The following is a 19710-nucleotide window of genomic DNA, read 5'->3' on the forward strand; positions in this document are numbered from 1 at the left end:
CCTTCTTTCTACCATATAGGGCACTATTCTCAGCAAACATCATAGTTCTTCACATAGAAGCAATAAGGAAAAGGAATAATCTAACTTTCTGAAGTTGTTTCAGAATGCTCCTCAAAATTTTCTACCTGCTCCATCACCTTTGTGAACACTTCAGGACTATACTGTGGCGGATAGCCGTTCTTAACCAAACAAATCTTTATCTTCAATTTTAACTGATTACGCACATTCTGATTGTTGAGCCAGTCCACAAATGAAGACTCGGTATCTATTATTTCCTTAACTTTTTTAGCAAGTGTCTTGCATTTATCGTTTATCACAACACCGTTAACTTCTTTGTCAATGCCATATTCAAACTTATACTGGTCACGAAGAGCAATCAAAATATCATAGAATGCCTTTTCTTCAAAGGTTAATCCTATTTTACGGAAACTCTCACGATTTTCGTTCATCTGACGAAGTATCACTAAAGCTTGTTCAGTTGCAGCCTTAATAATATCTTCTGAGGCAGCTTCCTGTGTTGCCCCGGCTTCTTCAGCAGTAAGGTGCTTACGTCTTTCATGGTACTCATCAATAGTCTTTTCAATCATTTCTTGGAAAGATTTCGCTGCTAATTGGTTAACCCTGCCATATTCCTTTATTTGCTTACGGAGCATTTTGATAAGTAATTCTAACTTTGTAGCAGGCATTTCTACATCTGATAATTTTTCAAAGTATTCAGGAGAGAAGATATCTTCTTCCTCGCCACTTTCAAGAACACTTTCTACCTTATTGTATTTTAATGCCTCTTCAACCATCTTTGATACCACAAGATTCATAGTTTCAGCATCAACATCGCTGGTTCCACTCATTTTACGAACGAAGCCTGCTATAGCCATAAAGCACTGTGCAAGCGCAGATTCTTCTTCGCCCAGATTTCCAGAAGGTTGGCAAATATCAAAAGCACTTCTCATTCTCTTAACAGACTTTAAGAAATATGTCTTAAATGAGACCTGATTAGTTTTTCCGTTTCCTTCTGTCTGCAAGACCTGTGCTGATGTAAAGACATACTCAGCCGCTTTGGAAAGTAATTTATATCTTTCAACAGGGTCACATTTCGTATTAAGGAATGGAGCTAAGTCATAATCTGTAAACAGTGCTTTAAGTATTTCAATCTCCTCCCTGAATGCAGAGGTAGCCTGCTCAACGTCATCCGATGTGGGAGCAACTGATGTATCACCACCGTAAACCTTCATGGCCTCACGCATATTATCGCGAATGCCAATATAGTCGATAACCATACCATATTCTTTGCCGGGATATTTTCTGTTTACACGACTGATAGTTTGAATCAGCAAGTGCTTCTTCAAAGGCTTATCGTTATATAAATATGTAAGTGACGGAACATCAAATCCCGTAATCCACATATCAACTACGATAACAATATGGAAATTAGACTTTTCCTGTTTAAAGGCTGCATCCAGTTCTTCGCAACGTTTATCATTTTTAACTCCACCAAGATAGTTATACATCTCAGCTTCATCATTACTTCCAACACTCGATACCATAGCCATAAATGGCATAGGCTTTAATTCTTTAAGTTCTTCATCTGTTGCAGTAACTCCGTCAGGAGTTTTCTTTTCTTCAAACCATTCCGGATATTTATCCTTGAATTTCAAAAGAAGTGAATATGCAATTTTTCTGCTAGAGCAGACAATCATTGCTTTCTGAATTCTATCTGGGTCACTATCACAAGATGAAATATAATGGTCATGAATATCTATAGCAAGCCTCTCCAAGCGAGAAGGCTCGCCAAGGATAACTTCCATAGAACTCATTGCACGTTTACTGGCTTCAATATCATCATACGTTGCACCATCATCGGCACACTTTTTATAGTAATTTTCAATTTCTTTAGCTTTGGTCTTATCAAGTAACACCTTGGCAATACGAGGATGATACTTAATAGAAACAGTTAGTCCATCTGCGACCGCCTGATCCATAGTGTATCTATCAATTTCCTGACCAAAGGTCTGATATGTTTCGGCAATAGGAGTTCCTGTGAAACCTACAAACGTAGCATGTTGAGGCGGTAAGTTTGCTAGTCAAGGAGTAAAACGACGAAGATTAGCATTTACTTCCGCCCATGCGATAGCTGTCCGTGATTGACAAGTGCTAGCACGCAGACAGAACGGAGATAGCGAACCGCTGAGTGTGTCGCTCTGCTCGTAAAAGCTTAGAAACCTTTGAACGAAAGGGATAATGAAAGCCTTGATTGCAAGGCTTTTTGCTTTATGGTGGGTAAGTATCAGAGTGAGAAAATTTTTGGAATGAGTAGAAGTGATAGCTAGAAATTATCAGTTTCTATTTCCATTTACCCTGTGGGTACGTGTTTGTTTCCATTGACAAGGAGTTTGTGGGAATAGAAATGTACCCACCTTGTTTGAATCAAGTGAAGTGTAGTTGAAGGAAATCTGTTGAAAGCAATACTTCATTTTACCGAATAAGTAATAATTTAGGCAACTTCAAATCGATTAAAAAAAAAACTATTTTAAAGGTTAAGAGTAGACAAAAATTGTCCACTCTTTTTTGCAAACTCAATTTATCAATAAATGAAATGAGGGAATGTAAAATGAAATATTTTGAGGTTGAGTTAGAAAATCCTGATGAATTTTTAAAACTACAAACAGAAGATTTTGTGAAAGCTAATCGCTTGCTACTAAGGAAGATAATCCAGAGCGTTACAGTCTATGAAGAAAACTTCGTCATATCCTTTAAATCTGGCATCGAATTGGAAGTATGAGTCTCATTCCATAACTTTTATATTGAACATATCATCTTGTTGTGTTATACTATAAATTGATATAAACAAAGATGTAGGAGGAACCGAAACTATGACAGCCTCAATGCGTTTAAGATAAGCTGGCAATAAAAAAAGCAGAATCTATACCCGATGATAGGCTTTTTTGTTGTGCTTATTTATACGATATTGAGCATTCATTAGTTACGGTGAGGATATTGGTTATTTAACTATACCTTTATTTAACTATGTCTTTAATATGAATGTTTCCAAATTGTATGTATGCAGACCAAAAGCCACATTGTGGGGTTTGGCCTGCATTTTTTATTGCCTAGAATGCTATTCAAAATAGAAATTCAAGCAAAATAATATGCAGGAGATAATATAAATGGAAAAATACAACAATTGGAAACGAAAATTTTATGCAATATGGGCAGGGCAAGCAGTATCATTAATCACTAGTGCCATCCTGCAAATGGCGATTATTTTTTACCTTACAGAAAAAACAGGATCTGCGATGGTCTTGTCTATGGCTTCATTAGTAGGTTTTTTACCCTATGCGATTTTGGGACCTGCCATTGGTGTGCTAGTGGATCGTCATGATAGGAAGAAGATAATGATTGGTGCCGATTTAATTATCGCAGCAGCTGGTGCAGTGCTTGCTATTGTTGCATTCTGTATGGAGCTACCTGTCTGGATGATTATGATAGTATTGTTTATCCGTAGCATTGGAACAGCTTTTCATACCCCAGCACTCAATGCGGTTACACCACTTTTAGTACCAGAAGAACAGCTAACGAAATGCGCAGGCTATAGTCAGTCTTTGCAGTCTATAAGCTATATTGTTAGTCCGGCAGTTGCAGCACTCTTATACTCCGTTTGGGATTTAAATGCTATTATTGCCATCGACGTATTGGGTGCTGTGATTGCATCTATTACGGTAGCAATTGTACGTATACCTAAGCTGGGTAATCAAGTGCAAAGTTTAGAACCAAATTTCATAAGGGAGATGAAAGAAGGAGTTGTGGTTCTGAGACAAAACAAAGGATTGTTTGCCTTATTACTCTTAGGAACACTATATACTTTTGTTTATATGCCAATCAATGCACTATTTCCTTTAATAAGCATGGAACACTTTAATGGAACGCCTGTGCATATTTCTATTACGGAAATTTCCTTTGCATTTGGGATGCTAGCAGGAGGCTTATTATTAGGAAGATTAGGGGGCTTCGAAAAGCATGTATTACTAATAACAAGTTCATTTTTTATAATGGGGACCAGTTTAGCCGTTTCGGGAATACTTCCTCCAAATGGATTTGTAATATTCGTAGTTTGCTGTGCAATAATGGGGCTTTCGGTGCCATTTTATAGCGGTGTGCAAACAGCTCTTTTTCAGGAGAAAATTAAGCCTGAATATTTAGGACGTGTATTTTCTTTGATCGGAAGTATCATGTCACTTGCTATGCCAATTGGGTTAATTCTTTCTGGATTCTTTGCTGATAAAATCGGTGTAAATCATTGGTTTTTACTATCAGGTATTTTAATTATTGGCATTGCTATAGTTTGCCAAATGATAACTGAGGTTAGAAAATTAGATTTAAAATAAACAATATTGGAGGAATATTTATGTATCTTATTTTCATGTAACTCTTCCTGCTAAAATCGCAGGGTTTTCCCTGCATACAAGCAAATGAAAGCATGCGATTATAGACAGGAGGAAATGTTATGGAATTAATATTAAAAGCAAAAGACATTCGTGTGGAATTCAAAGGACGCGATGTTTTAGATATAAATGAATTAGAAGTATATGATTATGACCGTATTGGTTTAGTAGGAGCAAATGGTGCTGGAAAAAGCACTTTACTCAGGGTACTTTTAGGAGAATTAACTCCCCCAGGATGTAAAATGAATCGTCTGGGTGAACTTGCCTATATTCCCCAGTTGGACGAAGTAACTCTGCAGGAGGAAAAAGATTTTGCACTTGTAGGCAAGCTAGGTGTTGAGCAATTAAATATACAGACTATGAGCGGTGGTGAAGAAACAAGGCTTAAAATAGCACAGGCCTTATCGGCACAGGTTCATGGTATTTTAGCGGATGAACCTACGAGCCATTTAGACCGTGAAGGAATTGATTTTCTAATAGGACAGCTAAAATATTTTACAGGTGCACTGTTAGTTATTAGCCATGACCGCTATTTTCTTGATGAAATAGTAGATAAAATATGGGAACTGAAAGATGGCAAAATCACTGAGTATTGGGGAAACTATTCTGATTATCTTCGTCAGAAAGAGGAAGAACGTAAGAGCCAAGCTGCAGAATACGAACAATTTATTGCGGAACGTGCCCGATTGGAAAGGGCTGCGGAGGAAAAGCGAAAACAGGCTCGTAAAATAGAACAGAAGGCAAAAGGTTCTTCAAAGAAAAAAAGTACTGAAGACGGAGGGCGTTTAGCTCATCAAAAATCAATAGGAAGTAAGGAAAAAAAGATGTATAATGCTGCTAAAACCCTAGAGCACAGGATTGCGGCCTTAGGAAAAGTAGAAGCTCCGGAAGGCATTCGCAGAATTCGTTTCAGGCAAAGTAAAGCATTGGAGCTCCATAATCCATACCCTATAGTCGGTGCAGAAATTAATAAAGTATTTGGGGATAAGGCTCTGTTTGAAAATGCATCTTTTCAAATTCCGTTAGGAGCAAAAGTGGCGTTAACTGGTGGTAATGGAATCGGAAAAACAACTTTAATCCAAATGATCTTAAACCATGAAGAAGGAATTTCTATTTCGCCTAAGGCAAAAATAGGTTACTTTGCACAGAATGGTTACAAGTACAACAGTAATCAGAATGTTATGGAGTTTATGCAGAAGGATTGTGACTACAATATATCAGAAATTCGTTCAGTGCTAGCATCTATGGGGTTCAAACAGAACGATATTGGAAAAAGTTTATCTGTTTTAAGCGGTGGAGAAATTATAAAATTGTTGCTTGCTAAAATGCTCATGGGTAGATATAACATCCTAATAATGGATGAACCCAGTAACTTCCTTGACATACCAAGTTTAGAGGCTTTGGAAATACTAATGAAGGAGTACACCGGAACTATCGTGTTTATCACCCACGATAAACGATTACTCGAAAATGTAGCAGATGTAGTTTATGAAATTAGAGATAAGAAAATAAATCTGAAACATTAAATTTAAGGTAGTCGCTGGTCAGTATAGTCTGTTCTGGTTGGCGACTCCATTGTTAAAGAGTATAAAGACTTTAGATTTTATGAATATTAAAAATAGGAACAGTCAATTGAACTGCTCCTATTTTTCTGCTAAATATATTGTAGTTTTCTTATATGTATAATGATAGATTAGCGGATTCTCATCTACGGTACTTACTTCAAATATGAAGAAGTGATCGCGGTTACCTGCATATTTGTTTTCTAACGCTTTTAGTGCGAGTAGGTTATCTCCATGTATGAGCATGTTTTCTGTATTAGGATCATTTTTGCAGTTTGATTTTTCTTTATCCTCAACTAGAATCCTAGGCTCTATTTTGATTTCTTTATCCTTACCAAGCCACGTAAGTTCCAGTTTTTGATTATTAGCCATTACTTTTCATCCTCCGCTATAAATTCCAAAATATCGTTGGGCGTGCAGTGTAAAGCTGTGCAGATACCTTCCACTTTTTCCAGTGATATATATTGCCCAGTGCGTAGTTTCGTAATAATGTTGGCGGAAATATTGCTCATTCTCATTAAGTCCTGATTGGAAATATCTTCTTCAATCATGCGATGTAATAGTTTTTTATAACTAACAGCCATAATTCCCTCCTTATTTTAATAGTTAAATATTATCACGATTCTGTGAGTATATCAACGATATAAAGAGCTAGCCACTCCGGAATATAGCAGATTAAAAAAGTCTCCTTTGCTATTCATTCAAGGCAAATGCCTAATGAATGCTTAGGAGATTTTTATTGTCAAAAATTTTTTCTAAAACCGTCAGATTACACCCTCTTTCATGGCTACCAAGTAGAAGACCAAAAAAACTTTTTAAGACAGGTTAAAAAGTCGGCTTTTTCTTTTGCCTGTGATGTAGAAGGGATAAGCCTTCTAGAAAAGGAGGATCAAATATGGATCTAGAGAAACTGCCAAAAGCACTAAAGAACAAGAATATCTTTTGTTCATGGAAGTACGAGCAGCAAGAAAACGGTAGGCTCACTAAGCCGCCTTATAACCCCATAACGGGAAAGAAAGCAGCTACAGACAACTTAAGCGATTTCACCTCGCTTGATGATGCCATGAAAGTAAAAGACCAATACGACGGAATTGGTATAAAGCTTGTTGATAACCTCTTAGGCATCGATTTAGACCACTGCATCGATAATGGCATCATTAAAGACTGGGCAAAAGAGATTATTGCCCATTTCAAGCACGCTTATATCGAATACAGCCCAAGTAAGCATGGCTTTCATATCTTGCTTCTGTTTAACGGCGCATACGATAAAAAGTCTTATTACATCAAGCATGGGGATATTGAGGTTTACAGCGCTCTAGCTACGAATCGCTATCTAACAGTTACGGGCGACGTGTATCAGGAAGGCGAGCTTTTAGAAGACGATGAAGCCATCATGTGGCTTTTAGACACGTACATGAAGCGAAACATAAACACTCATGAAAAAGAAAATAACGCGTGTACAAGGTCATATTTAAGCGATACATCTGTTATTGAAAAAGCTGGCAACGCCATAAATGGAGCTAAATTTACAGCACTTTGGCATGGTGACATTTCGGCTTACCCTTCTCATAGCGAAGCAGATGCCGCGCTTGTGTCTATTCTTGCCTTTTACTGTGGCGGTAACAAGGAGCAAATAGACCGACTTTTTCGTAAGTCTGCTTTATTCCGTCCTAAGTGGGATGAACACCGTGGCGCGGATACTTATGGCAACACAACCATTCAGAAAGCTGTTTCTAAATGTCATACCTTCTATGAGCCTTTCCATAATGCAAGTGCTGAGGAAGACTTTGATGATCTCTTATCTAAATTACAGGAACTAAAGCCTGATGAAAATATACGATATCGCAACGGTGATTTAGGTAATGGCAGATTGTTTGCTGATATTTTCCAAAACATTCTGCACTATGTACCGGAGCGCAAAATGTGGTTCATCTTCGATGGTGTACGTTGGACTTGCGATATTGGAACGCTTAAAACGATGGAACTATGCAAGGATTTAGCTCTTTCTCTTATACGTTATGCTGGTGTCATTAAAGACGAGAGAACCCGTTCCATGCTTGTTGAGTATTGGAACAAATGGAGCAGCCGTCGTAACCGTGAGATTTATATCAAGGAAGCTCAAAGCGTTTACCCCATTTCGATGGAAGCGTTCGATAAGAACATTTATCTATTTAACTGCCAAAACGGAACTTTAGACCTTCAGCACGGTGTATTTCGCAAGCACTTAGCAACAGATCTTATTACCAAAGTATCACCTGTGTTTTATGACCCGAAGGCAAGAAGTGAACGTTTTCGCCAGTTTGTCGATGAAATTATGAGCGGAGATTGTGAGAAAGCCTTGTATCTTCAAAAGTCATTAGGCTATGCGTTAAGCGGTGATACACGCTATGAGTGCATGTTCTTTCTTTTTGGAGAAAGCACAAGAAACGGTAAAGGCACACTCATGGAAAGCGTTCTGTCTGTGATGGGCGATTACGGAAAAGCGGTACGCGCGGAAACCATTGCTCTAAAGAAGAACCCTAATAGCTCACAGCCGACCGAGGATGTAGCACGCCTTGCCGGTGTTCGCTTTGCCAATATATCTGAGCCGAGCCGAGGACTATTCCTTAATTCAGCCCAAGTTAAATACATGACGGGAAGTGATACCTTAAACGCTCGATTCCTGCATGAGAACAGTTTTGACTTTAAACCACAGTTCAAACTGTACGTGAACACCAATTATCTGCCCGTCATCAGCGATATGACAGTGTTTAGTAGCGACCGCATGCAGATTATTCCCTTTAACAGGCATTTTGAAGCGTGGGAACAGGATAAAACCTTAAAGGCGGAGTTTTCTAAAAAAGAGGTGCAAAGTGCCATTTTAAACTGGCTTCTTGAAGGCTTTACCCACCTCCGAGATGAAGGCTTTAAGCCGCCTAATAGCGTTCTTGATGCCATTTTTAGTTATGCCCACGACAGTGACAAGATGGCACAGTTTGCTGAAGATGTACTCGTTAAAGACCAGAGCTCTGAGATTCGAACGGCAGTTGTATACGACCACTACAAGAAGTGGTGCATTGATAACGGCTGTTTTTCTGAGAACAGCAGAAACTTCAATCAGGAATTAAGAAAATTTGCCGAGGTTGTAAGAAAGCGTCCCAAGACAGGCGGAGAAAAAACCACGCTTCTTAAAGGCTACAGGCTTAAAAGTGAGTTTAGCGATTTTTTAAGTGGCAACTAGTGGCAGTTAATAACCTATATCCCCATATAACCCTATAAGGCAATAACGAAATTTAACTGCCACATCATGCCACGTTTAAGGAGGTGGTGCCTATGATTGCGTAATTCGTATCGCAAACCTGTGTTGAACATGAAGAAGAAATACTATCATGCACAAATCAAAATACTGAAATGATTTCAGCTTTTTGACAACATTGAAGAAAGAAAACCTGCCTAGGTACTGTGCTGTTAGAAATTTATTCGCATACTACTTTCTGAACCTAACCCCCTAGGGGGGGTCAAATCTCTAAAGAGTACCCCTTCGGGAACGGGCGCAGGGTCTTGCGTGCAAAAACAGCGAATTCAAAAGGGTAAATGGGCAAAATCAAGCAAATTACTGCAGTAATTGCAGAAAACAGTAATGAAAGGAACTAACAATTATGATTAACAGAGATATTGAAAAAGAAATGAAACTAGCAAGTCAGGACTACCACAACACGTTTTGGAACGTACTGCGCGACGCAAATGGTAATGCGAACAATATTGCAGGAAAACTGCGCCACATTCATACAGGTGCATATGATTTGCCGACTTCTTCTCTAGCAAAACTCGAAGCAAAACTTGCAAACAAAAGTAATCTTAGAAAACTGTGTACAGTGGTAAAAGCACACTCCCAAGCAAGTAAATTGTTCATCTATGAAGCCTCACCGTTCACCAAATGGATGAAAGATTATGACACAAGCATCATGACGTATATGCCTATTAAAGATGGTTTTAAGCGTATTGATGTAACGGAGTATACCCTAGTTAACCTCATTCGTTTGGGTACGGATTTTGCAGCTGACCTTGACTTTGATATCGAAGAGTTCATAACAAGCGAATTGACAAAGCAATTCATATTGAGTGAGTCAGAAGCTTTTATAAATGGTGATGGAATAACTAAACCGACAGGAATTTTATCAGATACATCAGGTGCTGAGGTTGCTGTGCAAGCAAAAGAGATTTCCGCAGATGCCATCAAACGTTTATTCTTCTCGCTAGATAGTAAGTATCGAGAAAATGCCACGTGGCTTATGAATGATGAAACTGCTCTTTATCTTCAAACCTTAAAGGACACTACCGGATCATACATCCTATCTGATTTTGATGGCAACTTAATGGGCAGACCTGTGGTCATTGACAATGCCATGCCTTCTTCTCAAAAGGGAGCGAAAGTTATCGCCTTTGGTGATTTTTCCAACTATTGGATTATCGAACGCCATAACCCAACCATCAAGGTTCTAAACGAAATATTTTCTCTTATAGACCAGATAGGTTACCTCTCTTTTGAGTATTTGGATGGGAAACTGGTACATCCTGAAGCAATTAAAGTATTGCAACTTTCTTAAAAAAGAGGTCAAAATGCATGGATGAACAAATTAAGGATACACCGGTAAAAACCGAAGTGTTAAGAATCGGAAATACTGAATTTACGGTTCACTCTCTTGAAAGCAAGAGTGCTAAGAAAGGTGTCAAAGACCTAATCAAACACCTTATTTTAAGCAATTTAAACCATGTAATAGAAGCTAAATAACTTGATAAATTCTGAGTTATACGGGAATATATACTGACCGCTTGAAGGCTGTCGGAAAGGAGGAAAACAGATGAATAAACTAAATAGACAGCCTTCTTATACTCTAGATAATGTAGGCAAGATAACGGCACTTTACTGCCGTTTATCCAAAGACGATGAATTACAAGGTGACAGCAATTCCATCATCAATCAAAAGAGCATGCTGAAAAAGTATGCCGAGGACAATCATTTCAACAATCTTATGTTCTTTGTAGACGATGGCTACTCGGGTACTAATTTCCAGCGACCTGATTGGCTTAAATTAACTACTCTCATTGACGAAGGAAAGATTGGAACCATTATCGTCAAGGACATGTCACGCTTGGGTAGAGATTATCTGCAAGTTGGTATGTATACAGAGATGGTATTCCCTAACGCTGATATTCGCTTTATTGCAATAAATAACGGCGTAGATAGCAATAATCAGTCAGACAACGACATGACACCTTTCATCAACATCTTCAATGAGTTTTATGCTAAAGACACAAGCAGAAAAATAAAAGCTGTGTTTAAAGCAAAAGGACAAAGTGGGAAGCCGCTCTGCATCAATCCTCCTTACGGATATCTTAAGGATCCTGAAGATAAAAATCATTGGATTGTAGATGAAGAAGCTGCCAGTGTAGTGCGTGAAATCTTTAGACTCTGCGTTAATGGGTATGGGCCTAGCCAGATTGCCAATGAGCTAATCAAAAGGAATATTCCAACACCTTCTGAGCATTTTTTCTCTCTTGGTATTAAAATTCCTTCCGCGAAATCGGAGATTAAGGGAGTCTGGAATCAAAAAACTATCTCTAATATGCTTGAAAAGCAAGAATATCTTGGGCATACGGTCAATTTCAAAACAAGAAAGAAATCGTACAAGTGCAAGAAAACATTATTGAATCCCAAAGAAGACTGGCTAATTTTCAAAAACACACACGAAGCAATTATTGACCAGGAAACTTTTGACATAGTTCAACGTATAAGAGATGGTAGACGAGTGCGTGCCAATCTTGGAGAAATGCCAGTGTTATCAGGAATGCTATTTTGTGCGGATTGTGGTAACAAGCTTTATCAGGTTCGAGGAAAAGATTGGAGCCATGATAAAGAATACTTTGTCTGTGCTACCTATCGTAAGCAAAAAGGCAAATGCTCATCACATCAAATTAGAAATATTCAGATCGAAGCAATACTGCTTCACGAGCTTAGAACTATTACTTCATTTGCCAAACAGCACGAAGAAGAGTTCGTGGGACTTGTGATGAAGAAAAGCGAGAAAGAACTAACCCAAAAGTTAAAGTCCTCTAATAGGGAACTCGAGCAAGCAAAAGCAAGAATTAGCAAACTTGACACAATTGTTCAGCATCTCTATGAAGACAACTTAGACGGTAAAATTTCTGATGAACGATTTAAGAGCATGTCTGAGTCCTACGACAAGGAACAAGCTGAACTGAAAAGCAAGATTGAATCCCTTGAAGCCTTTATTTCTAAAGCGCAAGAGGAATGTCTCAACGTAGATTCTTTCTTGAAATTAGTACGACAATACACAGATATACAAGAACTTAATGCAGAGATCATTCGAACCTTTGTAGATAAGATTTATGTTGAAAAATCTGAAAAGGTAGCAGGTACAAGAACCAAGAAACAAACCATATGGATACAGTGGAATTACATAGGTGCAGTTGATATTCCACTCCATAAGTAAAATCGGCGTAGCCGGTAGTAATACCGATTACGCCGATAATTTTTTTAGGAATTAAATCCCTAAGTGAACGCCCCTAAAAATCTCTACTTTTTTATTGAAAGTTTGGATATTGTTAAGTTTCTAAGAAAAATATGTCAGATAATTGAAATAAATAGATAAAGTGATAGAATAAACCTATTACAATGTAAAAGGAGATTTACTTTGACAAAAGAATATCAAAATTATGTCAATGGCGAATGGAAATCATCTGTTAATCAGATTGAGATTTTGTCACCAATTGATGATTCTTCATTGGGATTCGTGCCAGCGATGACTCGAGAAGAAGTTGATCATGCTATGAAAGCGGGTCGTGAGGCTTTACCAGCTTGGGCTGCTTTAACAGTATATGAACGTGCACAATACCTTCATAAAGCCGCAGACATTATTGAACGTGATAAAGAAGAAATTGCTACTGTTTTAGCAAAAGAAATTTCTAAAGCTTACAATGCTTCAGTAACTGAGGTTGTAAGGACAGCTGATCTTATTCGTTATGCAGCAGAAGAAGGAATTCGTTTATCAACTTCAGCTGACGAAGGTGGAAAAATGGATGCTTCAACAGGTCATAAGTTGGCTGTTATTCGTCGTCAACCAGTAGGTATCGTTTTAGCAATCGCACCTTATAATTACCCTGTTAACCTCTCAGGATCAAAAATTGCGCCAGCTCTAATTGGTGGAAACGTTGTGATGTTTAAACCACCAACACAAGGTTCAGTCTCAGGACTTGTTTTAGCAAAAGCTTTTGCAGAAGCAGGTCTTCCAGCAGGTGTCTTTAATACTATTACAGGACGCGGTTCTGAGATTGGAGATTACATTGTTGAGCATGAAGAAGTTAATTTTATTAACTTTACAGGATCAACGCCAGTTGGACAACGTATTGGTAAGTTGGCAGGAATGCGTCCAATTATGCTTGAGTTGGGCGGTAAGGATGCAGGTATCGTCTTAGCTGATGCTGACCTTGATAACGCTGCTAAACAAATCGTTGCAGGTGCTTATGATTACTCTGGACAACGCTGTACGGCAATTAAGCGTGTGCTTGTCGTTGAAGAAGTTGCAGATGAATTGGCAGAAAAAATATCTGAAAATGTAGCAAAATTATCAGTAGGTGATCCATTTGATAATGCAACGGTGACACCGGTTATTGATGATAATTCAGCTGACTTTATTGAAAGCTTAGTAGTAGATGCACGTCAAAAAGGTGCGAAAGAATTGAATGAATTTAAACGTGATGGTCGTCTATTAACTCCAGGATTGTTTGATCATGTTACTTTAGATATGAAACTAGCTTGGGAAGAGCCTTTTGGACCAATTCTCCCAATTATTCGTGTCAAGGATGCAGAAGAAGCTGTTGCTATTGCCAACAAATCTGATTTTGGATTACAATCATCAGTCTTTACACGTGATTTCCAAAAAGCATTTGATATAGCAAATAAACTTGAAGTTGGTACAGTTCACATTAACAATAAGACTGGACGTGGTCCTGATAACTTCCCATTCTTAGGACTCAAAGGATCTGGTGCAGGTGTTCAAGGTATCAGATATTCAATTGAAGCAATGACAAATGTAAAATCGATTGTTTTTGATATGAAATAGATGTAAAACGACTCAACGATTGTCAGTTGAGTCGTTTTATAAACCTCTTTTACATTAAAAATAAAGAATTATATAATCTTCTAAAGTGGTTTTATTTTTGTGATATAATTGTCATAAAAAATAACAAAAGAGTCATTATATGAAGAAATTAATTATAGGTATTTTTAGTCTAATTATTATAGCGATTCTTGCTTGGCAAGGTTTTTCGTTTTTGAAACATAAGGAAATAAAACTTCAACAAGCTGTTGTTGAAAAAGAAATTCGCATAGCCGAGAAAACGGTAGAAGTGGTGAAAAGACAGAAAACTGAACGTGTTCTTTTTCTTGAACCTAAAGGATATGACAAAAGTCTAAGCGCTGATATTTTAAAGTGGAATCAAAAAAGTTTTGAGCATAAAAAATTTTATGACAATCAATACATTATTCTACGTCCTCAATTAGCAGATTCTAACTTTGCAAATGTTAAAAAATTATCCATTTATCAAATCTTATATCAAAAAGAAAAAGGAAGTATGTTTCAAAAATCAAGTCGCCTTTTGAGAACCTACTTACTTGATCAAAATAAGAAACCTTTTGAATTAGATGAGCTTTTAGCTCATAATATATCTGGATTTAAGGCTATTTTAGAAAATATAGCTCCAGGAACTCAACTAAAGGAACATGATAGCAATAAAGAATTTTTAAAAACTGGAAGAGTAACAGATGGGCTAGATGTTAAAGATGGTAAGTTAATTATTAATGATTTAAAATTACCACTTGATAAATTATATAATGTGATCGATGAGTCATATTTAAAATCAAGTGATCTAGATTTAGTTTCTAACTTAAAAGCTAAAGCACCACGTGTTGCACTTACCTTTGATGATGGACCAAATGAAAAAACGACTCCTAAAGCCTTAGAAATCCTTAAAAGATATAATGCTAAAGCGACTTTCTTTATAATGGGACAAAGTGCTGTAGGGCACACAGATATTTTACAAAGGATGCATGCTGAAGGTCATGAGATTGGTAATCATACATGGGATCATCCTAATTTAACCAAACTACCAGCGGAGAAAATCAAGGAAGAGATTCATAAGACTAATGATCTAATCATGAAAGCAACAGGACAAAAACCAGTGTACTTACGTCCCCCTTACGGAGCAACAAATGCTACTGTAAAAACAGTGACAGGATTGAAAGAAATGTTGTGGTCAGTTGATACAGAAGACTGGAAAAATCATAATACACAAGCAATGATGACCAATATCAAAAAACAATTACGTCCTGGGGGAGTGATTTTGATGCATGATATTCACCAGACATCCATAGATGCTTTGCCTACAATTATGGATTATCTGACAACCCAGGGTTATTATTTTGTTACTGTAGGTGAATTATATTCAACGCCTTAATAAAAAAAGAAACAAGTTACTTGTTTCTTTTTTATTTTAAGTGTAATTTTTGATTGTGAAGTACAAGTTCTGCAACGGTGGCGTATTTTTTAAGTTGTTTGAGCTCTTCTTTATGTGTTACAAATGTAATAACACATCCCTCTTTCCCCATACGACCAGTTCGTCCAGAACGATGTGTATATGTTTCTTTGTCGCGTGCGATATCAAAATTAATCACATATTCTAGGTTGTCGATATCAATGCCACGAGCTACCAAATCAGTTCCTAGGAGTAATGAAATATCATGGTTTTTAAATTTCTCTAAGATAACTTTACGGAATTTAATATTAATATCGCTTGCTAAAGAAACTGCCGAGGCCCTATTAAATTGTAAACGTTCTTCACATGCACCTAAGTCTGATAAGCTGTTAAAAAAGACAAGACCTCTAAAATCAGGAATATTTGAAAATTTACGAAGTAAGTCAGTACGCTCTCTTTTATCAACTGTAATATAATAATGTTTTATAGTATCAAGTTTTTGATCAGATAGGTCAATTGTTATAGTGTTATCGGCAAGTTTACTATTGTCCAGTTTGTTGGTGGCACTAATGTAAATCATTTGCTGATCACGAGGAACGCGATTAATAATATTGTCCACAAAATGATATTGTGAGTCGCCGAGTAATTCATCGAACTCATCAAGGACGATAGTATTAATGTTCATCATTTTTATTTTTTTTAGTTTCACAAGTTCAAATACGCGTCCAGCAGTTCCTATAAGGATTTCTGGTCCTTTTTTTAGTCGCTCAATTTGGCGTTTTTGACTAGACCCTGAAAGGAATAGTTGTGCTGTCAGTCCTAATGGTTCAGCCCATTCTTTTGTAACGTCGAAGATTTGTCCAGCTAATTCTGAATTTGGAGCTAAAATTAAGAGTTGTTGGCTCTTTTTAGGTTGCAACTTAAGAAGCGTTGGGAAAAGGTATGCTAGAGTTTTACCAGTACCTGTAGGGCTAATTCCAAGGATATTATCACCATCAGTAATAGGTTGAAAAAGTTTATTTTGAATATCTGTTAGATCATCAAATTGACGCTGGGTTAATTTATCCTGCCATTGGTCTGGAAATTTTGTTATCATAAGAATCCTCTTGTTATTTTATATGTTGTCATTGTTATTATAACATGCTTTTTATTTTTAGAGCGTTTTCAATAAAATTTAGACTTTAAAAAAAATAAGTTTATAGTACAATAGATAGAGGATAAATTTAATTTGGAGTGACAAATGCGTAAAAAACCTATTATTATTGGTGTTACAGGTGGATCTGGTGGTGGTAAAACCAGTGTTTCTCGGGCGATTTTATCAAATTTCCCAGATCAAAAAATTATCATGATTGAACATGATTCTTACTATAAAGATCAAAGTCATTTGACTTTTGAAGAACGTGTAAAAACCAATTATGATCATCCCCTTGCTTTTGATACCAATTTGATGATTGAGCAATTGAACGAATTGATTGAGGGGCGTCCGGTCGATATTCCGGTTTATGATTACACAAAACATACCCGTAGTGATAGAACTATCCGCCAAGAACCTCAGGATGTCATTATTGTTGAGGGAATTTTGGTATTAGAAGATCAGCGTTTGCGTGATTTAATGGATATCAAATTATTTGTTGATACAGATGATGATATTCGTATTATTCGTCGTATTAAGCGTGATATGGAAGAGCGCGATAGAAGTTTAGATAGTATTATTGAACAGTATACAGAAGTTGTAAAACCTATGTATCATCAATTTATCGAACCAACAAAGCGTTATGCGGATATTGTAATTCCAGAAGGAGTAAGTAATATTGTCGCTATTGATTTAATCAATACCAAAGTGGCTAGCATCTTAAATGAAGCAAAATAAACACAATGGTTTGTGTTTATTTTTTTGTTTTATATAGGATGGTTATTTAGTTTTAGTAACTTTCAAATTATGCTATAATAAGTGCTATGAACAAGTCTAAGAAAATCGAAAATTATCAATTATTATTACTACAAGCGCAAGCTCTATTCTCAGATGAAACAAATGCTCTTGCCAACTTATCAAATGCTTCAGCTATGCTAAATGCTATGCTTCCAAATTCTGTATTTACAGGCTTTTATTTATTTGATGGAGAGGAGTTAATTCTTGGCCCTTTTCAGGGTGGTGTATCATGTGTGCATATTACTTTAGGAAAAGGTGTTTGTGGTGAATCTGCACAAACTGCTAAGACGCTGATTGTTGATGATGTTACAAAGCATGCTAACTATATCTCCTGTGATTCAAAAGCTATGAGTGAAATCGTAGTACCCATGTTTAAAAATGGCAAACTTCTAGGAGTTCTAGATTTAGATTCTTCTTTAGTAGCAGATTATGATGAGATTGATCAAGAATACTTAGAAAAATTTGTAGGTATTCTAGTAGAACATACGATTTGGAATTTGGATATGTTTGGAGTTGAAAAGTAATGTATCAGGCCCTTTATCGGAAATATCGTAGCCAAACATTTGATGAAATGGTTGGACAAAGTGTTATTTCAACTACTTTAAAGCAAGCTGTGTCCAGCAAAAAAATTAGCCATGCTTACCTTTTTTCAGGACCTAGGGGAACTGGAAAAACAAGTGCTGCTAAAATATTTGCAAAAGCGATGAATTGCCCAAATCAAGTTAATGGCGAACCTTGTAATCATTGTGATATTTGTCGAGATATTACAAATGGTAGTTTAGAGGATGTCATTGAAATTGATGCTGCGTCAAATAATGGTGTCGATGAAATTCGTGATATCAGGGACAAATCAACTTATGCTCCAAGTAGGGCAACCTATAAAGTTTATATTATTGATGAAGTTCATATGTTGTCTACAGGTGCCTTCAATGCACTATTGAAAACACTTGAAGAGCCAACAGAAAATGTTGTTTTTATATTAGCAACAACAGAACTCCATAAAATCCCTGCAACAATCTTATCTCGTGTCCAGCGCTTTGAATTTAAAGCGATTAAATTATTAGCTATTCGAGATCATTTAGCACAGATTTTAGATAAAGAAGCTATTTCATATGATTTGGATGCTCTGACACTAGTCGCTAGACGAGCCGAAGGTGGTATGCGTGATGCTTTATCAATTCTCGATCAAGCCTTGAGTTTAGCGAAAGATAACCACATTTCTTTAGATGTAGCAGAAGAAATTACAGGGAGCATTTCCTTATCTGCTATAGATGATTATGTATCGAATATATTGGCTCACGATACAACTGAAGCACTCGCTAAACTTGAAGTAATCTTTGATAGTGGCAAAAGTATGAGTCGTTTTGCAACAGATTTATTGATGTACTTAAGAGATTTACTTGTTGTTCAAGCAGGTGGTGAAAATAGTCATTCAAGTGATACTTTTATGGCCAATCTTGATGTTAAACAAGATATTTTATTTGAAATGATTGATAAAGTGACATCTGTTCTTCCTGAGATAAAAAATGGTAGCCATCCTAAAGTTTATGCAGAGATGATGACCATTCAATTGTCTGAAATGGTAGAAAAAAATTCGTCAAACATACCCGCAGATGTGACAGCAGAATTAGATAGTCTTCGTCGAGAGTTAAAATCGTTAAAAAACGAAATGAGCCAACTCTCTCGAGCAGATCAAAGTTCATCAACTCAAAAAGTAAAGGTTAATAATAAGACATTCACATTCAAAGTTGACCGTACAAAGATTTTGACCATTATGGAAGAAACGGTTGTAGATAGCCAACGTTCACGTGAATATTTAGAAGCTTTAAAGAGTGCTTGGAACGAGATATTAGATAATATTACGGCTCAAGATAGAGCCTTATTAATGGGATCTGAACCTGTCTTAGCTAATAGCGAGAATGCTATTTTGGCATTTGATGCGGCCTTTAATGCTGAACAAGCTATGAAACGTACCGATCTCAATGATATATTTGGTAATATTATGAGTAAAGCAGCAGGTTTTTCACCTAATATTTTAGCTGTACCTAGAAATGATTTTAATCAAATTCGGAGCGATTTTGCAAAGAAAATGAAAGCTCAAAAGACGGAAACAGAACCTGAAGTTAATCATCAGATTCCAGAAGACTTTTCTTATCTAGCAGAACGAATAGCAATCGTTGAAGATTAAAACGTAACTAAAAATAGTTGCCCGTAACAGGCAACTATTTTTTTGATAAGTTTTTTA

General features: G+C 36.8%; 16 protein-coding genes. 12 read left to right on the forward strand and 4 right to left on the reverse strand.

Translation table 11 applies throughout. The annotated features are described in order from the left end of the window. Positions 1-80 precede the first annotated feature (80 nt). Positions 81-2027, reverse strand: a complete 1947-nt coding sequence (locus A6J68_RS05720) for a type I restriction enzyme endonuclease domain-containing protein (protein WP_225791482.1) — start codon at positions 2025-2027, stop codon at positions 81-83. Between the two features lie 581 nt (positions 2028-2608). Between A6J68_RS05720 and A6J68_RS05725 the strand changes: the two genes are divergently transcribed. The 3 genes from A6J68_RS05725 (at position 2609) to msr(D) (ending at position 5965) form a co-directional block, all read left to right on the forward strand. Then, on the forward strand, positions 2609-2779 hold the full coding sequence (locus A6J68_RS05725) for a hypothetical protein (protein WP_000873143.1): 171 nt from the start codon (positions 2609-2611) through the stop codon (positions 2777-2779). Between the two features lie 385 nt (positions 2780-3164). Next, on the forward strand, positions 3165-4382 hold the full coding sequence (mef(A), locus tag A6J68_RS05730; protein WP_000417519.1) for a macrolide efflux MFS transporter Mef(A): 1218 nt from the start codon (positions 3165-3167) through the stop codon (positions 4380-4382). Positions 4383-4501: 119 nt separating this feature from the next. Beyond that, the gene (gene msr(D) / locus A6J68_RS05735; protein ID WP_000420313.1) at positions 4502-5965 is read left to right on the forward strand and encodes an ABC-F type ribosomal protection protein Msr(D); all 1464 of its coding nucleotides are present in this window, start codon (positions 4502-4504) and stop codon (positions 5963-5965) included. 117 nt (positions 5966-6082) lie between these two features. Here msr(D) and A6J68_RS05740 read toward each other — a convergent pair whose 3' ends face one another. Both A6J68_RS05740 and A6J68_RS05745 read right to left on the reverse strand, forming a co-directional pair. After that, positions 6083-6373, reverse strand: a complete 291-nt coding sequence (locus tag A6J68_RS05740) for a DUF5960 family protein (RefSeq protein ID WP_004121959.1) — start codon at positions 6371-6373, stop codon at positions 6083-6085. Beyond that, positions 6373-6585 carry a helix-turn-helix domain-containing protein gene (locus A6J68_RS05745; RefSeq protein WP_004121956.1) on the reverse strand — a complete coding sequence of 71 codons (213 nt, stop codon included), beginning with the start codon at positions 6583-6585 and terminating at the stop codon, positions 6373-6375. Before A6J68_RS05745 ends, A6J68_RS05740 begins: the two co-directional genes overlap by 1 nt. A 311-nt stretch (positions 6586-6896) precedes the next feature. On the opposite strand from A6J68_RS05745, the gene A6J68_RS05755 reads away from it, so the two are divergent. From A6J68_RS05755 to A6J68_RS05775, 6 genes are all read left to right on the forward strand, one after another. Further along, on the forward strand, positions 6897-9221 hold the full coding sequence (locus tag A6J68_RS05755) for a phage/plasmid primase, P4 family (protein WP_004121944.1): 2325 nt from the start codon (positions 6897-6899) through the stop codon (positions 9219-9221). Positions 9222-9639: 418 nt separating this feature from the next. After that, on the forward strand, positions 9640-10587 hold the full coding sequence (locus A6J68_RS05760) for a phage major capsid protein (protein ID WP_070469374.1): 948 nt from the start codon (positions 9640-9642) through the stop codon (positions 10585-10587). Between the two features lie 17 nt (positions 10588-10604). Further along, positions 10605-10772 carry a hypothetical protein gene (locus tag A6J68_RS11500; protein ID WP_180947200.1) on the forward strand — a complete coding sequence of 56 codons (168 nt, stop codon included), beginning with the start codon at positions 10605-10607 and terminating at the stop codon, positions 10770-10772. Positions 10773-10842: 70 nt separating this feature from the next. Then, on the forward strand, positions 10843-12495 hold the full coding sequence (locus A6J68_RS05765; protein ID WP_105253167.1) for a recombinase family protein: 1653 nt from the start codon (positions 10843-10845) through the stop codon (positions 12493-12495). 201 nt (positions 12496-12696) lie between these two features. Beyond that, positions 12697-14124, forward strand: a complete 1428-nt coding sequence (locus A6J68_RS05770) for an NADP-dependent glyceraldehyde-3-phosphate dehydrogenase (RefSeq protein WP_000159913.1) — start codon at positions 12697-12699, stop codon at positions 14122-14124. A gap of 139 nt (positions 14125-14263) precedes the next feature. Continuing rightward, positions 14264-15517 (forward strand): polysaccharide deacetylase family protein, encoded by a 1254-nt coding sequence (locus tag A6J68_RS05775; RefSeq protein ID WP_000733371.1) that lies wholly within the window; start codon positions 14264-14266, stop codon positions 15515-15517. A 31-nt stretch (positions 15518-15548) separates the two neighbouring features. Here the strand turns inward: A6J68_RS05775 and A6J68_RS05780 are convergent, their stop codons facing one another. Further along, positions 15549-16631 (reverse strand): DEAD/DEAH box helicase, encoded by a 1083-nt coding sequence (locus tag A6J68_RS05780; protein WP_000628858.1) that lies wholly within the window; start codon positions 16629-16631, stop codon positions 15549-15551. A 144-nt stretch (positions 16632-16775) separates the two neighbouring features. On the opposite strand from A6J68_RS05780, the gene udk reads away from it, so the two are divergent. The 3 genes from udk (at position 16776) to dnaX (ending at position 19653) form a co-directional block, all read left to right on the forward strand. Next, the gene (gene udk / locus A6J68_RS05785) at positions 16776-17405 is read left to right on the forward strand and encodes a uridine kinase (protein ID WP_001227819.1); all 630 of its coding nucleotides are present in this window, start codon (positions 16776-16778) and stop codon (positions 17403-17405) included. Between the two features lie 86 nt (positions 17406-17491). Then, positions 17492-17989, forward strand: a complete 498-nt coding sequence (locus A6J68_RS05790) for a GAF domain-containing protein (protein WP_001043210.1) — start codon at positions 17492-17494, stop codon at positions 17987-17989. Then, positions 17989-19653, forward strand: coding sequence for a DNA polymerase III subunit gamma/tau (gene dnaX / locus A6J68_RS05795; protein WP_000283822.1), 1665 nt, complete (start codon positions 17989-17991; stop codon positions 19651-19653). The genes A6J68_RS05790 and dnaX overlap by 1 nt, the downstream gene beginning before the upstream one ends. Positions 19654-19710 lie beyond the last annotated feature (57 nt).

It is taken from the genome of Streptococcus sp. 'group B' (assembly GCF_002073795.1).
GTDB classification, from domain to species: domain Bacteria; phylum Bacillota; class Bacilli; order Lactobacillales; family Streptococcaceae; genus Streptococcus; species Streptococcus agalactiae.